Here is a 17,243-nt window from a genome sequence, read left to right on the forward strand (position 1 = left end):
CACATCCATGGGCCAATCCATGTTCATCGTCTGGCGCGAAAGCGTCGAGGCCCTGCTGGTCATCGGCATCCTGCATGCCTGGCTACGCCAGCAACCGGGCGCCGGCAACGCCCTGCGCATGCTCTGGGCCGGCGTTGCTGCCGGGCTCGGCCTGGCCGTCGCGCTGGGCTGGGGCGTGCTGCAGGCCGGCGACTGGCTGGCCGGCAGCGGCGGCGAATGGTTCCAGTGCGCGATGCTGCTCGTAGCCAGCCTGCTGATCCTGCACATGGTCGGCTGGATGCACCAGCACGGCCGGACCCTGAAGACCAGCCTGCAGAACAGCGCGGCGGACAAGCTCAGCCAGGGCAGCGGCTTCGGCCTGCTGGTGCTGGCCATGCTCGCCGTCGGGCGCGAGGGCAGCGAGACGGTGGTGTTCCTCTACGGCATCGGCAACCAGCAGCAGGGCCAGGACCTCACCGGCTTCGTCATCGGCGGGGTCCTGGGCTTCGTCCTCGCCCTGCTCAGTTATGCCGCATTGCAGGCCGGCAGCCGCTACTTCAGCTGGCGGCGTTTCTTCCAGGTCAGCGAGGTGATGTTGCTGCTGCTCGGTGGCGCCCTGCTGATGGCCGCACTGGACCGTTTCAGCGGCCAGCTGATGGGCATGGACGTGCCGGAAGTGCTCTACACCGTGTTCGGCGATCCGCTCTGGGACACCTCCGCCCTGCTGGATGACGGCAGCGCCCTCGGTGGCACCCTGGCCGGCCTCACCGGGTACCGCGCCATGCCGTCACTGGCCGCGGTGGTGACACTCGCCTTGTACTGGCTCGCCGCATGGGCCTGGCTCAAACCGCGGGCGCAGGTGCAGCTCGCTGCGAGGCCGGCATGATCAGCCAGGCGCCATGGCTGGCGCGACTCGGTGACCTGCTGCGCCAGCATGCGAAGGCCATCCGCACGCTGCAGTGGCTGGTGGTGGGCTTCTACCTGACGCTGCTGGTGATTCCCGCCTTTCTCGACCTGCCGCCGGCCCAGGCCGGCATGCTCGACAACCTGACGGTGCTGGCGCAGTTCATCTTCTGGGGGCTGTGGTGGCCCTTCGTGCTGCTGTCGATGATCTTCTTCGGCCGCCTGTGGTGCGGCGTGCTCTGCCCCGAGGGCTCGCTCAGCGAGTGGATCAGCTGGCGTGGGCTGAACAAGCGCACGCCGCGCTGGGTGCGCTGGAGCGGCTGGCCGACCATTGCCTTCATCCTCACCACCGTCTATGGCCAGCTGATCAGCGTCTACGACTACGCCCAGGCGGCGCTGCTGATTCTCGGCGGCTCCACCGTCGCGGCGATGCTGGTGGGCTTTCTCTACGGCCGCGGCAAGCGCGTCTGGTGCCGCCATCTGTGCCCGGTCAGCGGCGTGTTCGCCCTGCTCGCCCGGCTGGCGCCGGTGCACTACAAGGTCGATGAGCAGCGCTGGCTGGAAAACCGCGAACCGCACCTGCCAACACCCAACTGTGCGCCGTTGATCGACATTCGCCGCATGCAGGGCAACGCTGACTGCCATGCCTGCGGCCGCTGCAGCGGACAGCGCGGCGCAGTGCAGCTGAGCGCCCGCTCGCCGAACGCCGAAATCCTTATCGTCGGCGGCCAGCGGCAAGGCGAGCACTGGGACAGCACCCTGCTGCTGTTCGGCATGATCGGCCTGGCCATGGGCGCCTTCCAGTGGACCGTCAGCCCCTGGTTCATTGCCCTCAAGCAGGCGGCGGCGGAATGGCTGGTGGATCGCGACATCTTCTGGCCGCTGGAAGCCAACGCGCCCTGGTGGCTGCTGACCCATTACCCGCAGGCCAACGATGCCTTCACCTGGCTCGACGGCGCCGTGATCCTCACCTACATCTTCGGTGCCTCGCTGCTCGTTGGCGGTGCGCTGTGGCTGCTGCTGCGTGCGGCTGTACGCGTCATGCGCCGCAGCGACAATGTGTTCCAGCACCTGGCGTTGGCGCTGGTACCGCTGGGTGGCGCCGGGCTGTTTCTCGGCCTTTCCGCCACCACGGTGAAGCTGCTGCGCTACGAGGGCTTCCTGCTGGCCTGGGCGCAACCGGCACGTGCCGCGCTGCTCATTGGCGCCGTGGCTTGGAGCCTGTATCTGGCCTGGAACGTGATCAGCCGTCACGGCGGCAATGGCCTGCGCCGGCTACTGGCATTCGCCTGCGTCAACGCCGGCTGTGCGCTGGTCGGCTACGGCTGGTGGTTGCAGTTCTGGGGCTGGTGAGTCGCCTGTTGTAGGTGGGCTGAAGCCCACCCTACAGAGCGTGGAGGACCATCACGGTAGGGGCGCCTGCGCTCCCCTTCCCCGCACCGCATGCACGACCAGGGGGTGCAGGGAACGCCTGCGACTAACCGCGCAATACGAATGACGGGAACAGCTGGTCCAGGCGTTCCCACAGCCGCTGCTGGTCGTAAGGTGCGCGGCTCTCGGCAAGGTTGTCGTCGAGCATGCGCGCGGTGCGCACGCATTGCACGGCGAAGCGTTCGACACCCAGTCGGCGCAGGCGCTGGGCCATGTCCCACAGGCTGTCGGCATCGAACAGCTGCCAGTGCACGGTGGTCCGGCATTCGTGCTCGACGCCACTTTCAAGCAGGTGTTCGAGACTCTTCCAGTTGGCCTTGCCGCTGCCATCCACGCCGGTGATCGCGGTGCTGTGCTCGGGTAGCGCCTTGATGTCGAAACCGACCCAATCCACCAGCGGCAGGATGTTGGCGAACAGCTTCGGCTTGATGCCGGCGCTGTGCAGGCCGACCTTGTAGCCCAGCGCCCGCACCTGGGCGATGGCGTCGGGCAGCGCGGTCTGTAGGGTCGGCTCGCCACCGCTGAACACCACCGCCTCGAGCAGGCCGACGCGTTGCTCGAGGAACGCCAGAATCTCCGACCAGGGCTTCTCCTCATTGCCACAGGCAGGAATCAGCTGCGGGTTGTGGCAGTAGCGACAGCGCCAGCCGCAGCCCTGGCAGAACAGCACGCAGGCCAGATGGTCGGGAAAGTCCAGCGTGGTCAGGGGGACCAGCCCCCCGACGCGAAGTGCTGCGGTCACCGCGCCGCCGCTTCAGTGAAGTGCAGGCGCTCGCGATGCTCGGACTGCTTGCCCGGATTGAAAGCGGCGACCGGGCGGTGATAGCCCATCACGCGGGTCCAGACTTCGCAACGCTGGCGCTGGTCCTGGGGCAGTTGGCTGGCTTGGCTCATGTTGCTTCTCCTTACTTGCTGGGGTGTGAGTATGCAGCGCCGCACGGTGCGGAGCTGCGGGGCATGGGGTCGCAGTTCAGACGGCCCGGGCCGCTTCGGCCTGCTGCAGCAGCGCCTCATCGCATTTCGGGCAGAACTCGTGCTCGCCGGCGAGATAACCGTGCACCGGGCAGATCGAGAAGGTCGGCGTCACCGTCAGGTAAGGCAGGCGGAAGCGCGACAGCGCATTGCGCACCAGCTTCTTGCAGGCCTCGGCCGAAGAAATCTGCTCGGCCATATAGAGGTGCAGCACCGTGCCGCCGGTGTACTTGCACTGCAGTTCGTCCTGCAACGCCAGGGCCTCGAACGGGTCGTCGGTGAAACCCACTGGCAGCTGCGACGAGTTGGTGTAGTACGGCGCCTCGGCCGTACCCGCCTGGAGGATGTCCGGGAAACGCTTGCGGTCTTCCTTGGCGAAGCGATAGGTCGTGCCCTCCGCCGGCGTCGCCTCTAGGTTGTAGAGGTGCCCGGTGTCTTCCTGGAACTGCACCAGCCGCGCCCGCACGTGGTCGAGCACCTCGAGCGCCAGCGCGCGACCGGCTTCGCTGTGCAGCCCCTCGGCGTCATCGGTGAAGTTGCGCAGCATCTCGTGCAGGCCGTTCACGCCGATGGTGGAGAAGTGATTGCGCAGGGTGCCGAGGTAACGCTTGGTGTAAGGGTAGAGCCCGGCATCCATATGCTGCTGGATGACCTTGCGCTTGACCTCCAGGCTCTGCCGCGCCATCTCCAGCAGGCGATCCAGCTGCTGGAGCAGGGCCGCCTTGTCGCCGCGGTAGAGGTAACCCAGCCGCGCGCAGTTGATCGTCACCACGCCCAGCGAACCGGTTTGCTCGGCCGAGCCGAACAGTCCGCCGCCACGCTTGAGCAGCTCGCGCACGTCCAGCTGCAGGCGGCAGCACATGGAACGCACCTGATTGGGCTGCATGTCCGAGTTGAGGAAGTTCTGGAAGTACGGCAGCCCGTAGCGCGCGGTCATCTCGAACAGGCGCTCGGCGTTGTCGCTGTCCCAGGAGAAGTCGTGGGTGATGTTGTAGGTCGGGATCGGGAAGGTGAACACCCGGCCGAGGCCGTCGCCGGCCTGCATCACTTCTATATAGGCGCGGTTGATCAACTCCATCTCCGCCTGCAGCTCGCCGTAGGCGAAGGGCATTTCCTCGCCGCCGATATAAGGGATCTGCTCGCGCAGGTCCTCCGGGCAGACCCAGTCGAAGGTCAGGTTGGTGAACGGCGTTTGCGTGCCCCAGCGCGACGGCACGTTGAGGTTGTAGATGAACTCCTGGATCGCCTGACGCACCTCATCGAAACCCAGCCGGTCCTTGCGCACGAAGGGCGCCAGGTAGGTATCGAAGCTGCTGAACGCCTGGGCGCCGGCCCACTCGTTCTGCAGCGTGCCGAGGAAGTTGACCATCTGCCCCAGGGCGCTGGACAGGTGCTTCGGCGGGCCCGCCTCGACTCGCCCGGGAATGCCGTTGAAGCCCTCGGTAAGCAGCGTGCGCAGCGACCAGCCGGCGCAGTAGCCGGCGAGCATGTCCAGGTCGTGGATATGCAGATCGCCTTCGCGGTGCGCCGTGCCGATCTCCGGGCTGTAGACCTCGTCCAGCCAGTAGTTGGCGGTGACCTTGCCCGACACGTTGAGGATCAACCCACCCAGTGAATAGCCCTGGTTGGCGTTGGCCCGTACGCGCCAGTCTTCGCGCGAGAGGTATTCGTTCATCGAGGCCGCGACGTCCACCACCGCCTTGCGATCGCGGCGCAGGCGCGCGTGGCGCTCGCGGTAGACGATGTAGGCGCGCGCCGTGTCGAAGTGGCCGGCAGCCATCAGCGTGCGCTCGACACCATCCTGTACCTGCTCCACCTCCACCGCCGTGCGATGGGCCAGCTGCAGGCAGACTGCCTCGGCCAGGGCATGAGCCTCCGACGCACCGAATTCGCCCGTCGCCGCGCCGGCAACCGCGATCGCACGCTCGATCTTCGCCAAGTCGAACGCCGCCAGGCGGCCGTCGCGCTTGCGCAATGAAACCGGTTTTGTCACTTCTGCCTGCCTGGGCATCCACGCCTCCATACCATATGTAGTGTTGTTTCTGACTTAAAACACAATATGGTGCGACTTTAGAGGCGGAACCCTGTTACCGAATTGACCATCGTCAAGCCAGCTCAAGCGATTGCCGAGCGGTCGCATCGCCATGGCCGGCAGACTTGTCCAGCGTCAAGGAACTCTCCGCGTGCCGCCTCCTAGGATGCAGCCTGGTAAACCCGGTTTCGTCCGGGGGAGGACACATGCTCACCGAACATTCGCTGATCGCCGAATTGCGCCGCCATCATCTGTTCAGCCGGTTGCCGGATGCCGCGCTGCAGGAAGTCTGCGCCTCGGCCAACCTGAAGCGCCTGCCGACCGGTGCCTCGCTGTTTCATCAGGGCGACAGTGCTGACCGCTTCTATTTCCTCTTCAGCGGCCAGATCAAGCTGCATCGAGTGGTCTGCGACGGTCAGGAGAAGCTGGTGGAAGTGATGCGCGCCGGTGAGTCCTTCGCCGAAGCGCTGCTGTTCAAGGGCACGCCCAGCTATCCGGTCAGCGCCACGGCGCTCAAGGCCAGCCTGGTCGCCAGCCTGAACGGGCCGCACTACCGGCGCATTCTCGAGCAGCAGCCGGATATCTGCCTCGACATCCTCGCCACCCTGAGCATCCGCCTGCACCAGCGCATGACCGAGATCGACACCCTCACCCTGGCCAACGCCAGTCATCGGGTGGTGCGCTTTCTCGCCCAGTCGCAGCAGGACGACAGCGGCGTGGTGATGCTCGACGTGCCGAAGCGGTTGATCGCTTCGAAGCTGGGCATCCAGCCGGAAACCTTTTCGCGCATCCTGCATCGCCTGATCGACGCCGGAACCATCTCCGTCCAGCGCCGACGCATCGAGATCCTCGACCACCGCAAGCTGGCGGCCTATGACGAATGACCTGCGACAGAGCGCCTCAGCGTTCTTGACTACTGTCAAAGCCAGCCAGGCATTCGGCTTGGAAAATGGCCAGCGTCAAGACGCTGCCGGGAACATGCCATGACTGTCACCACGCCCCTGCCGCTAGTCTACTCCTGCTCGGGATGCTCGAACGTCGCCCAGCTGGCCAACACCCTGGCGGTGCGACTCGATCGCGCCGGACTCGCGGAAATGTCCTGCATAGCCGGCGTCGGTGGTCGTGTCGCGGCGCTGGTGAAAAAGGCCAATTCCGGCCGGCCGATCCTGGCCATCGACGGCTGTCCGATGCATTGCGCGCGTGCCTGCCTAGCGCAGCACGGCGTGACGCCCGACGTGCACATCACCCTTAGCAGCTACGGCCTGCGCAAGCGCTACCGGGAAGACTGCAGCGAGGATGAGATCATGGCGCTGTTGGAAGACATGAAGGCGATCATCGCCAGCGACCGCATGCAGCTGCGCGCGGGGTGAGATTCCGCAGGGTTGGCCTGCTACGCGAAGCGACGCCAATAGCGCACCGGGATAGTCACCGGCGCGCTCAGCGCTCCACGATCAGGCGTTGGCGGCCTGCGCCCGATTGGCCGCGGCCACCTCCTCTCCCGCGCCCTGCAGCAGCTTCCACAGCCAGCTCGGCAGAGTGTCGGGGTCGAGGCTGTCGATCAGGTTCTTGATCGCCAGGCCCAGTTCGGTGTCCCCCTCGATGACCAACCGGCGGCGGAAGAACAGGGTGTCCGGGTCTTCCTGACGGCTGGCCAGCAAGAGGAACTCGCGCCAGTTGCCGCGGATGGTCACCTCTACCGGCGCCTGTGCGGCGATGCGCAGCTTGCCGCGCTCGCAGGTCAGGCACCAGGCGAGTCCGAGGTCGGCGACCTCGAGCTTCATCCAGTGGCCATCGAGCACGTCGAACGCACCATCATCCAGGGCTTCGGCGAATACCTGGTTGAGGCTGCGCTCCAGCGCCAGGCGCTGGAGCAGGAATGGCGTCTTCGCCGCCAGCGGCAGCAGACGGCCACCGAGATTCACCAGATGGGCTCGCGGCTTCAGCATAAACCGGCCTCCTCGGCACGCAGCATGCCCGGCTGGCCATGCCAATAACCATTGCAACCATCCACCGCCAGCGGCGGCAGCGCGCCCTTGCGCACCGCATCGAAGGCGCCGATCACCTCTTCCATGCCGGCGGCGCGCGGGCTCAGGCGCAGCAGGTCGGCACCGCTGTCGACCAGGCCGGCGTAGTCGGCGAGCAGGTTGCTGACCGAAGCAGACATGGTCTGGATACCGTTGATGGTGAACAGCGCCTCGCCCTCCTGGCTGAGCAGCGGAATGCCCTCGGGGTAGTTCTGGCAGCAGAACTGGCAATCGTCCTTGGGCCGGTTCTCGGCTCGCGCGGTGAAGCAGCGCGCCGAATAGGCCAGTGGCAAGTGCCCGTAGGCGAAGATTTCGATTTCCGGCAGCGCCACGCCCAGTTCCTGCAGTTGCGCGCGGGCGCTCTTGATCAGCTTGCCGGAGGCTTCCACCGGCGGCACCCAACGGCTCATGCCGCTGGCCACCAGCTCGGCCAGGGCATGACCGTTGTAGAGGTTGAGCGCCGGACCGCCGACGAAGGGCAGCTTGCGCTCGGACATCAGTTGCACCGCGCCCATGTCGTTGGCTTCGACCAGCAGCTCGCCGTTGTCGCACAGGCGGCGCAGGCTGGACAGCTCTGAAGCCGCCTCGACCAGCGTCAGGCCGGACAGGACCAATTGAGCCGAGGAGGCCTCGGCCAGGTCGCGAGCCAGCCCCAGCCAGTCGTCGAGCATCATGGCGCGGCGCTTGGAGCAGACCGTTTCGCCGAGATAGATCACGTCCAGCGGCTGCTCCGCCATGTTTGCGTAGAAATCCAGCGTCTGCTGGCGATCCCAGTAGAACAGCACCGGGCCGAGAGAGAGTTTCATGCGTGGCTCCTCGTTCATTGCCAGGCGCGGTGGTAGGCACCCAGGGTGGTCTGCGAGCCTTCGGAAAGGCCATCCAGCACCTGCCGCCAGCCGGGTTCGACCGCATAGCGCTGCGGCGCCTTGAGGTAGCTGTCCAGCGCGGCGCGCCAGACCCGGGTGACCTGCTCGACATAGGCCGGGCTGCGCTGACGACCCTCGATCTTCATCGCGGTGACGCCGATGGCGGAGAGTTCCGGGATCAGGTCCAGGGTGTTCAGGCTGGTCGGCTCCTCCAGGGCGTGGAAGCGCTGGCCGTTGACCATGAAGCGGCCCTTGCACAGCGTCGGGTAACCGGCCGATTCGCCTTCGGCGTAGCGGTCGATCAGCACGTTGTTCAGGCGCGAGGTCAGTCCCTCAGGCTCCTCGCTCCAGCGCACCGCCTTGGCCGGCGAGCAGACGCCACAGAGGTTCGGCGACTCGCCGGTGAGGTACGAAGACAGGTGGCAACGGCCCTCGGCCATGATGCACAGGCTGCCGAAAGCGAATACCTCGATCGGCACCGGGCTGCTCGCCGCGACCTGCTTGACCTGCTTGAGCGAAAGCACCCGCGGCAGCACCGCACGGCTGATGCCGTAGCGCTGCTGATAGAAGCCCAGCGCCGCGGCATTGGTCGCCGAGCCCTGTACCGACAGGTGCAGCTTGAGCTTGGGATGGCGCTTGCTGGCATAGCCGAGCACGCCTGGGTCGGCGGCGATCAGCGCATCGACGCCCATGTCGGCAGCCTGGTCGACGGCGCGCTGCCAGCGATTCCAGCCGTCCGGCTGGGCATAGGTATTGACGGCAATGTATAGCTGCCGGCCCTTTTCGCGGATCAGCTGCAGGCCCTTGTCGAGCTGCTTTTCATCGAGATTGAGGCCGGCGAAATGGCGGGCGTTGGTGTCGTCGCGAAAACCGACATAAATGGCATCGGCGCCCTGCTGGACGGCGGCCTTGAGCGCGGGCAGGCTTCCTGCCGGGCAGACCAGGTGCATGACAACTCCTAGACATTCGGGTACATGCGCGCCACGCACAGGCGGCGCGGCGGTCGTTCGGCTGAACGGAAAACAGCCGGCAGTCTAGGCAGCTGACCAGTGGCCAGCATTGATAGGGGTCAAGATTGCTCGGACGTGACCAATGCGACGAAATGCAGCGGATCGGCCAGCATCGCGGTGGGTGCCAAGCGCAGGCAGTCGCTGTCAGATGCCCTCGTCACCCTCAAATTCCTCGGTCGCCCGCGCCACCATCTGCCGCCAGGCGCCGGATTCCTCGCCGAGCAGGCGCATGGCCTTGAGACTGGCAGCGAACGCGTCGCGGTAATGCACTGGATTGTTCTCGCTGGCGGCGCGCTCGGCAAAGGCTTGCGCTTCGTTCAGCAGCGCTTCGAATTCGTTCTGGTCCAGGGCCATTGGCATCTCCTCGAGGTTGTGCTGTGAGGTTAGACCATGGCGCGCCGGCGACGACTCTGGCTGCCCGACAGGCGCTACTTGAGCTTCAGCCGCCGCGCCAGTTTGTGCAGGTTGCTCGGGTCGACATCCAGCAGTCGCGCCGCCTGCGCCCAGTTTTCGGCGGAGGCTTCCAGGGCGTAGACGATGGCCCGGCGCTGCGCTGCATCCACCGTCTGGCGCAGCGACAGTATCTCGTCGACCGCCACCGGCTGCTCGGCCAACGCCGGCGCTTCCGTGCCCGCGGCGTGGCTATCCAGATCCAGCAAGTCGGGCTCCAGGGTGAGGATTTCGCTGCGCGAGGCGCCGCGGCTGAGCAGGCGCAGGGCGGCGCGACTGACCACATGCTCCAGTTCGCGCACGTTGCCCGGCCAAGAATAAGCCAGCAGCGCGCGCTCGGCCGCTGGCGACAGACGCATGCTGCGCAGCCCAAGGCGCGCGCGGTTGAGTTCGAGGAAGTGCCCGGCGAGGATCAGCACGTCGTTACCACGCTCGCGCAAGGGCGGGATCGGCGCCGGATAGACCGACAGGCGGTGATAGAGATCGGCACGGAAATGCCCGTCACGCACGCTGTCGCGCAGGTTGCGGTTGGTCGCGGCGATGATGCGCACGTCCACCTGGCGCGGCTTGTCTGCACCGAGGCGCTGGATCTCGCCGTTCTGCAGGGTACGCAGCAGCTTGGCCTGCACCGTCAGCGGCAGCTCGCCGACCTCGTCGAGCAGCAGCGTGCCGCCGTTGGCTGCATCGAAACGACCCGGACGATCGGTAGTGGCGCCCGAGAAGGCGCCTTTGACGTGGCCGAACAACTCGCTTTCGGCCAGTGATTCTGGCAGCGCCGCGCAATTCACATGCACCAGCGGCTTGTTGCGTCGCCGCGAATGGCGATGCAGCCAGCGCGCGAACAGCTCCTTGCCGACCCCGGTTTCGCCCAGCAGCAGCACCGGCAGCTCGGAATCGGCGACTACCTGCAACTCGCGCAACAGCTCGCGAATCGCGTCGCTCTGACCGAGAATTTCGCCTTCGCCGTGATCCTGCGACGACTCCAGCACATCACTGCGGGCCAGACGCAGGCCGCGGTTCTCGTGCTCCAGTCGGGTGACCCGCACGGCGGCCTCGATGATCAGCGTATAGCGCTGCAGGTCGCAGCGGGCGGCGTCGCCGAAGGTGCCGGCATGCAGCGCATCGAGGGTCAGCGCGCCCCAGAGCTTGCCCTCGACGTAAAGGCTGACGCCCATGCAGTCGTGCACCGGCAAGGGCTCGCCGACGTGCGCGTCGAGCAACCCGTCGTAAGGATCGGGCAGGCGGCTGTCCGGCTCGAACCAGGTCGGCTCGCGCTGGGAGAGGATCGCGGCCAACCGCGGATGCTGGGCGACGACGAAGCGCCGGCCGAGCGCTTCCTGCACCAGCCCGACCGCGGCCAGCGGACGCAGACTGTCCTCGTCCAGGCGCAACAGCACCACCGCGCCGCAATTGAAATGCTGCTGCAAGGTATGCACGAGGCGCTGCAAGCGCACGGCGTTGGGCAGCTCGGTGGTCAGGTCGGCAAGCAATGCGTCAGCCATCATGGTTCCAATTACCCTCCGGGTTTTGGACACCATAACCACTCGGGGTAGATTTCACCAGCGGAAGCGCCAAAACGCCGGCTGGCGCCGGCCCGGCTTCTGGCACGCCTGTTGCGATGGCCCGTGCATGTTTATCAGCACGCATCAGGATCGCTGCCATGACCGACCTACTCGACCAGACCCTCGGCAATCTCGCCTGTTCAGTGCCGGGCGCCACACGCGTGTTCCGCCAGTACCGCCTGGACTTCTGCTGCGGCGGTGATCTGTCGCTGCGCGAGGCTGCCCAGCGCATCGAAGCCGATCCGCAACATATCGCCGATGCGTTGCTCGCCCTGGAACCGGACGCCGAAGACAGGGACTGGCGCAGCATGCCCGCGGGGCAGCTGATCGAATACATCCTTGCGCGCTTCCACGAGCGCCACCGCGACCAGCTACCGGAGCTGATCCGCCTGGCCAGCCGCGTCGAGCAGGTCCACGGCAGCAAGCCCGGCTGCCCCAACGGCCTGGCCGAGCACCTGTGGAACATGCAGCAGGAACTGGAAAGCCACATGCTCAAGGAAGAACAGATCCTCTTCCCGATGCTGCAGCGCGGCATGGGCTTTCCACAGGCCCAGGGGCCGATTTCGGTGATGCGCTACGAGCATCAGGAACACGGCAACGCGTTACAACGACTGGCGCTGCTGACCAACGACATCACCCCACCGGCCAACGCATGCAACACCTGGCGAGCGCTTTATCGTGGGCTGGAGGAGCTGCGTGACGATCTGATGCAGCACATCCACCTCGAAAACAACGTGCTGTTCCGCAACGCCGAAGCGCCGCTCGCCGCCAGCGCGGACGAGGCTCAACGCATCGGGGTGACACAGCCATGAAACAGTACCTGCAACCGCTCGCCTGGGGTGTGGCCATGGCCTCCATGGTCGCCATGGCCAGCGGCTTCGCCCTCAGCATGGTGGCCGGCACCGCCCAGGCGGCAATGGCCCACGATCATGGCCAGCATGACCAAGCGGCAGTGATCGAGCCCCGGCCGGGTGTCCGCTGGAGCACTGACGAGGCCCTGCGCGAGGGTATGACGCGCATTCACCAAGCGGTCCAGCGCAGCCTGCCGGATGCCCCGGGCCAGCCGATCGGTGACCAGGCGGCCGCCGAGCTGCAGCGCGACATCGAGGCGGCGACCAGCTACCTCGTCGCCAACTGCAAGCTGCCGGAAGCCGCCGATGCCGCGCTGCACGGTTTGCTGATCGATCTGCTCCGCGGCGCCGAGGCGCTGTCCGAAGCCGACCAGCGCGAGCAGGGCCTGCAGCGCCTGGTCGACGCACTGGAGCGCTACCCGCAGCTGTTCGCCGCGCCGCTCTGGCGTGACGGTTTCGTCGCCCGCCTGTATTGATCGCACCGGGCGGCGGCGCTCACTCGCACGCCGAACCTTGACGTTGGTCAACGTCCGACATGCGCCACCGACACCACATGCGGTAGGCTGAGGCCAACGTTGTAGTAATCGTTCCACTGAAACAGGACGCCTTGCATGGTGCTTCACCGCGTACACCACCAGATTCTCCGCAGCCATCACCTGTTCGAACCGCTCAACGAAGAGCAGATGGAAGAACTGCTCAACTCCAGCCAGCTGCTTAACCTGGACAAGGGCGATAACCTGTTCCACCAGGGCGAGCCGGCGCACAACTTCTATTTCGTCATCTCCGGCGCAGTGAAGGTCTACCGCCTGACGCCGGACGGCCAGGAGAAGGTCTTCGAGGTCATCGGCAACCGCCAGACCTTCGCCGAAGCCATGATGCTGATGGACACGCCCAACTACGTCGCCTCGGCCCAGGCGGTCTGCCCGTCGCAGGTCTACCGCTTCTCCAACGCGGCCTACATGCGTCTGCTGGAGGCCAACCAGCGACTGACGTTCGCCCTGCTCGGCAAGCTCTGCGTGCGCCTGCACCAGCGCATCAACGAGATCGAGACGCTGTCGCTGAAGAACGCCACTCACCGCGTGGTGCGTTATCTGCTGACGCAACTGGCGCGGGTGAAGGACGACAGCAACAGCTTCGAACTGCCGATGGCCAAACAGCTGGTGGCCGGGCACCTGTCGATCCAGCCGGAGACGTTCTCACGGATCATCCGCCGACTGATCGACGAGGGCATCATCACCCAGGAAGGTCGGCAGATCGCCATCCTCGATCGCCAGCGGCTCGAGCAGTTCGAGTGAGTTGATCGCCATCAAAGTCGACGGCGCGGGCCGCGTGTCAGGCTTTGCTGGCGAGGAGGAGCACCATATGCCCAAGTGCCTGTACTGCCAGCAAGACAATCCGCCGGGGGACGCCGAATGCAGCAACTGCGGCATGCCCCTGCCGGAACACGCCGATGGCGCCCCGGAACGCCGCCAACGGCGTTTCCTCTGGTTCTGCATCGCCCTCAGCGTCTTCTGCGCGGTGATGATCGTCTGGCTGCCGCGCTATCTGTTCTGATCGCCAGGGCGAATCACGCTTAACCGATCCGTACGAAGGTGCGCCGCGGGCGTGAACAGCGCCACCCACCCTACATGCCACGCCAGCCGCCCGGCCAACGAACCCCGTCGGTCGCAGGATGGATCGCGCCTCACCGATTTCACGGAATGGCCATCCACCGAGCGGCTGCTCGGTGGACGTGAAAAGCTACATCCACCCTATCGTCCTGCAATACAGAACCGCGGCGGCTGTAGCACACCGCGATATCCGCCATTGCCCGCCTACGGCTGGGTCAGCTGCTTGTACAGCTGCGGCAGGCGGAACGGCAGCTGCTGCGGCTCCTTGATCAGGGTGTAGCCGTTGGCGCCGAACATGTACGGCAGGTAATCGCCGGCCTCGCGGTCGATGGTGATGCAGAACGGCAGCAGGCCCTGCTTGCGCGCCTCCATCACCGCCTGGCGGGTGTCCTCGACACCGTAGCGGCCTTCATACAGGTCCAGGTCGTTCGGCTTGCCGTCGGTCACCAGCAGCAACAGCTTGCGCCTCTGCTTGCAATTGCCAAGCAGTTCGGTGGCATGGCGGATGGCCGCGCCCATGCGGGTGTAGTAGCCGGGCTTGAGCGCCTGAATGCGGCCGCGGGTTTCGTCGCCATAGGGCTGACGGAAGCTCTTCAGCTCCTGCATGCGCACCTGCTGACGACGCAGCGAGGAGAAGCCGTACAGGGCGAACGGATCGCCTACCGCCGACAGCGCCTCGCCGAACAGCAGCAGGCTGTCGATGACCACATCGATCACGCGGTGTTCGTTGTCCAGGTGCGCGTCGGTGGACATGGACAGGTCGGCCAGCAGCAGGCAGGCCAGGTCGCGGCGGTTCTGCCGTTGCTCCATGAACAGACCACGCTCGGCGCACTGGCCGTTCTGCCGCTCGACGTGAAAGTCCAGCCAGGCCTGCATGTCCAGCTCGGAACCCTGCGGTTGCTGACGCAGCCATTGCCGATCATTGCGCAGGTGCTCGAACTGCCGGCGCAGGCGCCGCGCCAGCGGCGACAGGTGCAGTGGCAGCGGCTTGGCCTCGGCGCCGCGGGGCAGCATCAGCTGCAGGTTGACGAAGTCCTTCTGCAGGCACTGCTTGCGATAGTCCCACTCGGGCAGCTTGATGCCTTCGCCCAGCGGCACATCGTCGAAATCCGCGGCCGGCAGGTCCAGGTCCAGCTTGAGCCCGCCGCCCTGGCGCATGCGCTGACGCGACAGCGCCAGCTCGTCGAGATCCTCGGCGACACGGGCCGCGTCGAGGTCCTCGGTGTCGTCGCCGCAGCGATCCAGTTCGATGTGCTCGGACCAGCTGAACAGGTTCTCCAGCCGGAACAGCAACAGGCCACCCTTGCTGGAGCTCTCGTCCACTCGCCGTGCGCGCTTGCGCTGACGCGATTCGCCGCCGGGCGGGGCTTCCAGATTGCCCTCGCCCTCTTCGGCGCGCTGGGCGGCCTGGGGTTCACCAAGATTGTCCGCCGGATACAGCCACAGAGGCAGCGGCCAGGGCGCGCGCTCGCTGCGTGGAAACTGGCTGACACTGCCCGGCTCGCGCAGGGCCTGGCACAGCGCCGCTTCCAGCGCGGCCTCGGCCTTGGGCAGCTGGCTCGGGTCCGGGCGCAGCTGCAGATGGGCTTCGACCAGACGCTGATAGCGCGGGCGCATGGCCGGAAAATGTTCAAGGATTGCCTGCGTCCAGCGCTGGTTGTCGCGCGCCCAGTGGCGCATCGGCCCGGCCTGCGCGGCGAGCAGCGCCAGCCAGCGATACAGATCCTGGTTCAGCGAGACTTCCGGATAGACCGCCAGGCTCTGCGGCAGCCGCAGGTTGCTGGCGTCGCACCAGGCCACCGGCAGTTGCTTGCAGGTCCCGGCGACCTGTTGCAGCAGGTTGCGCCTGAGCAGCAGATCACGCGCGCTGGCGGCTTCTACGCCGACACCGCTGGCGCCACCCATGGCGCGGAACAGCAGCGACAGCGGCCGCTGCATGCTCTCGAGATCGACCCGTGCTTCCGGAAAATCCGGGTTGGCGCGACGGGTGATGAAGCGGTGCCAGACACTACCGACCCACTCTTCCACTTCGATGGTAAAGGCCATGGCGGTTACTCCGTGCAGGCACTGAAAAAGCAAAACGGCCCGCTGTTACCAGTCGGGCCGTCGATCCTCATTGCGACTCGTCTCAGGCCGCGGCGGCAGATGCTGCTACGACCGGTACCCGACCGCGCTGGCGGAAGCTGTACAGGTAGCAGACCAGGCCGATCAGGAAGAACACCCCGGCGATCAGACGCAGCCAGAAGAAGATGGCCAGCTGGTCAGCGGTGTTCATGAACGACATGGCAGCGCCATCGGCAGGGATCCGCTGCAGCCACACCTGCACCACGCCGGCTGCGGTGAGGAACAGGGTGATCGCGACCATGGAGATGGTCATCAGCCAGAAGCCCCAGACTTCGATGCGCTGAGCACGTGCATCCGGTGCTTCGCCCAGGCCACGCAGACGCGGCATGGCGTAGCTGATCATGGTCATCACGATCATCGCGTAGGCGCCGTAGAAGGCCAGGTGGCCATGCGCAGCGGTCAGCTGCGAACCGTGGGTGTAGTAGTTCACCGGGGCCAGGGTGTGCAGGAAGCCCCATACACCGGCGCCGAGGAAGGCGGTCACGGTGGTGCCGATGGCCCACAGCGAGGCGGCCTTGTTCGGGTGTTCGCGGCGACGACGGTTCACCATGTTCAGGGCGAACAGCACCATGGCGAAGAACGGCAGCGGCTCAAGGGCGGAGAAGATCGAGCCCAGCCACAGCCACACGGTCGGTGCGCCGATCCAGAAGAAGTGGTGGCCGGTGCCGATGATGCCGGTGATCAGCGCCATGGCGATGATCACGTAGAGCCACTTCTCGACCACTTCGCGGTCCACGCCGGTGATCTTGATCAGGACGAAGGCCAGCATCGAACCCATGATCAGCTCCCACACGCCTTCCACCCACAGGTGCACGACGAACCACCAGTAGTACTTGTCGCGCGCCAGGTTCTCCGGGTTGTAGAAGGAGAACAGGAAGAACACCGCGAGGCCGATCAGACCGGTCATCATCACCGTGCTGACCACGGTCTTGCGACCCTTGAGCATGGTCATGCCGATGTTGTAGAGGAAGCCCAGCGCCACGATCACGATGCCGATCTTGGTGATCGTCGGCTGCTCCAGGAACTCGCGCCCCATGGTCGGCAGCAGCTCGTTCTTGGTCATTTCCGCCAGGCCCGCATAGGGCACGAACAGGTAACCGAGAATGGTCAGCACGCCGGCGGCGGCGAACACCCAGAACAGGATGATGGCCAGTTTCGGGCTGTGCAGTTCACGGTCCGCTTCCTCGGGTATGAGGTAGTAGGCCGCGCCCATGAAGCCGAACAGCAACCAGACGATCAGCAGGTTGGTGTGCACCATCCGCGCCACGTTGAACGGCAGCAGCGGGAACAGGAAGTCGCCCACCACGTACTGCAGCCCCATGATCAGACCGAACAGGATCTGACCGACGAACAGGATCAGTGCAAACACGAAGTAGGGTTTGGCGACCGCCTGCGATTGGAATTTGAGATGCGGGTTAATGATGCCCAT

Annotated in this window: 18 protein-coding genes; 8 read left to right on the top strand and 10 right to left on the bottom strand. The window is 65.8% G+C overall.

Annotated features, from left to right (window positions below):
* Positions 1-7: 7 nt before the first annotated feature.
* Both HZR81_RS00160 and HZR81_RS00165 read left to right on the top strand, forming a co-directional pair.
* Positions 8-865 (top strand): FTR1 family iron permease, encoded by an 858-nt coding sequence (locus tag HZR81_RS00160; protein ID WP_500127017.1) that lies wholly within the window; start codon positions 8-10, stop codon positions 863-865.
* Entirely contained in the window at positions 862-2,235 is a 1,374-nt protein-coding gene (locus HZR81_RS00165) for a 4Fe-4S binding protein (protein ID WP_500127018.1), read from the top strand. Before HZR81_RS00160 ends, HZR81_RS00165 begins: the two co-directional genes overlap by 4 nt.
* Positions 2,236-2,359: 124 nt before the next feature.
* On the opposite strand, the gene HZR81_RS00170 is transcribed toward HZR81_RS00165, so the two are convergent.
* The 3 genes from HZR81_RS00170 to HZR81_RS00180 all read right to left on the bottom strand — a co-directional run bounded on the left by HZR81_RS00170 (position 2,360) and on the right by HZR81_RS00180 (position 5,296).
* Positions 2,360-3,055 (bottom strand): anaerobic ribonucleoside-triphosphate reductase activating protein, encoded by a 696-nt coding sequence (locus tag HZR81_RS00170; protein ID WP_500127019.1) that lies wholly within the window; start codon positions 3,053-3,055, stop codon positions 2,360-2,362.
* A complete protein-coding gene (nrdD, locus tag HZR81_RS00175) occupies positions 3,052-3,207 on the bottom strand; it encodes an anaerobic ribonucleoside-triphosphate reductase (RefSeq protein WP_003287967.1) in 156 nt (51 codons plus the stop codon). The genes HZR81_RS00170 and nrdD overlap by 4 nt, the downstream gene beginning before the upstream one ends.
* 76 nt (positions 3,208-3,283) lie before the next feature.
* Complete coding sequence (locus HZR81_RS00180) at positions 3,284-5,296, bottom strand: ribonucleoside triphosphate reductase (protein WP_500127020.1); 2,013 nt, start codon at positions 5,294-5,296, stop codon at positions 3,284-3,286.
* A 227-nt stretch (positions 5,297-5,523) separates the two neighbouring features.
* On the opposite strand from HZR81_RS00180, the gene HZR81_RS00185 reads away from it, so the two are divergent.
* Together HZR81_RS00185 and HZR81_RS00190 are read left to right on the top strand one after the other, a co-directional pair.
* On the top strand, positions 5,524-6,201 hold the full coding sequence (locus HZR81_RS00185; protein WP_500127021.1) for a Crp/Fnr family transcriptional regulator: 678 nt from the start codon (positions 5,524-5,526) through the stop codon (positions 6,199-6,201).
* Between the two features lie 99 nt (positions 6,202-6,300).
* On the top strand, positions 6,301-6,687 hold the full coding sequence (locus tag HZR81_RS00190; protein WP_102838610.1) for a putative zinc-binding protein: 387 nt from the start codon (positions 6,301-6,303) through the stop codon (positions 6,685-6,687).
* Positions 6,688-6,768: 81 nt separating this feature from the next.
* On the opposite strand, the gene ubiT is transcribed toward HZR81_RS00190, so the two are convergent.
* The 5 genes from ubiT to norR all read right to left on the bottom strand — a co-directional run bounded on the left by ubiT (position 6,769) and on the right by norR (position 11,172).
* Positions 6,769-7,263: a ubiquinone anaerobic biosynthesis accessory factor UbiT gene (gene ubiT, locus HZR81_RS00195; RefSeq protein WP_125842956.1), complete on the bottom strand. Its 495-nt coding sequence runs from the start codon at positions 7,261-7,263 to the stop codon at positions 6,769-6,771.
* Positions 7,257-8,147, bottom strand: a complete 891-nt coding sequence (locus HZR81_RS00200; protein WP_218421850.1) for a U32 family peptidase — start codon at positions 8,145-8,147, stop codon at positions 7,257-7,259. Before HZR81_RS00200 ends, ubiT begins: the two co-directional genes overlap by 7 nt.
* 14 nt (positions 8,148-8,161) lie before the next feature.
* A complete protein-coding gene (ubiU, locus tag HZR81_RS00205) occupies positions 8,162-9,157 on the bottom strand; it encodes a ubiquinone anaerobic biosynthesis protein UbiU (RefSeq protein WP_063542104.1) in 996 nt (331 codons plus the stop codon).
* 204 nt (positions 9,158-9,361) lie between these two features.
* Positions 9,362-9,571 (bottom strand): hypothetical protein, encoded by a 210-nt coding sequence (locus HZR81_RS00210; protein WP_500127022.1) that lies wholly within the window; start codon positions 9,569-9,571, stop codon positions 9,362-9,364.
* Positions 9,572-9,645: 74 nt separating this feature from the next.
* Positions 9,646-11,172, bottom strand: a complete 1,527-nt coding sequence (gene norR / locus HZR81_RS00215) for a nitric oxide reductase transcriptional regulator NorR (protein ID WP_500127023.1) — start codon at positions 11,170-11,172, stop codon at positions 9,646-9,648.
* Positions 11,173-11,327: 155 nt separating this feature from the next.
* Here norR and ytfE point away from each other — a divergent pair, with 155 nt between their 5' ends.
* From ytfE to HZR81_RS00235, 4 genes are all read left to right on the top strand, one after another.
* On the top strand, positions 11,328-12,041 hold the full coding sequence (gene ytfE / locus HZR81_RS00220; protein WP_125871571.1) for an iron-sulfur cluster repair protein YtfE: 714 nt from the start codon (positions 11,328-11,330) through the stop codon (positions 12,039-12,041).
* Positions 12,038-12,556 carry a DnrO protein gene (locus HZR81_RS00225; protein ID WP_102838613.1) on the top strand — a complete coding sequence of 173 codons (519 nt, stop codon included), beginning with the start codon at positions 12,038-12,040 and terminating at the stop codon, positions 12,554-12,556. Before ytfE ends, HZR81_RS00225 begins: the two co-directional genes overlap by 4 nt.
* Positions 12,557-12,691: 135 nt before the next feature.
* On the top strand, positions 12,692-13,375 hold the full coding sequence (locus HZR81_RS00230; protein ID WP_045633844.1) for a Crp/Fnr family transcriptional regulator: 684 nt from the start codon (positions 12,692-12,694) through the stop codon (positions 13,373-13,375).
* Between the two features lie 67 nt (positions 13,376-13,442).
* Positions 13,443-13,634: a hypothetical protein gene (locus HZR81_RS00235; protein WP_014597673.1), complete on the top strand. Its 192-nt coding sequence runs from the start codon at positions 13,443-13,445 to the stop codon at positions 13,632-13,634.
* Between the two features lie 260 nt (positions 13,635-13,894).
* Here HZR81_RS00235 and HZR81_RS00240 read toward each other — a convergent pair whose 3' ends face one another.
* Both HZR81_RS00240 and HZR81_RS00245 read right to left on the bottom strand, forming a co-directional pair.
* Positions 13,895-15,736 (bottom strand): nitric oxide reductase activation protein NorD, encoded by a 1,842-nt coding sequence (locus HZR81_RS00240; RefSeq protein ID WP_500127024.1) that lies wholly within the window; start codon positions 15,734-15,736, stop codon positions 13,895-13,897.
* An 82-nt stretch (positions 15,737-15,818) separates the two neighbouring features.
* Positions 15,819-17,243, bottom strand: a complete 1,425-nt coding sequence (locus HZR81_RS00245; protein WP_500127025.1) for a cbb3-type cytochrome c oxidase subunit I — start codon at positions 17,241-17,243, stop codon at positions 15,819-15,821.

Source organism: Pseudomonas sp. LM13 (assembly GCF_041381355.1).
In the GTDB taxonomy this organism is placed as follows: Bacteria; Pseudomonadota; Gammaproteobacteria; order Pseudomonadales; family Pseudomonadaceae; genus Stutzerimonas; species Stutzerimonas frequens.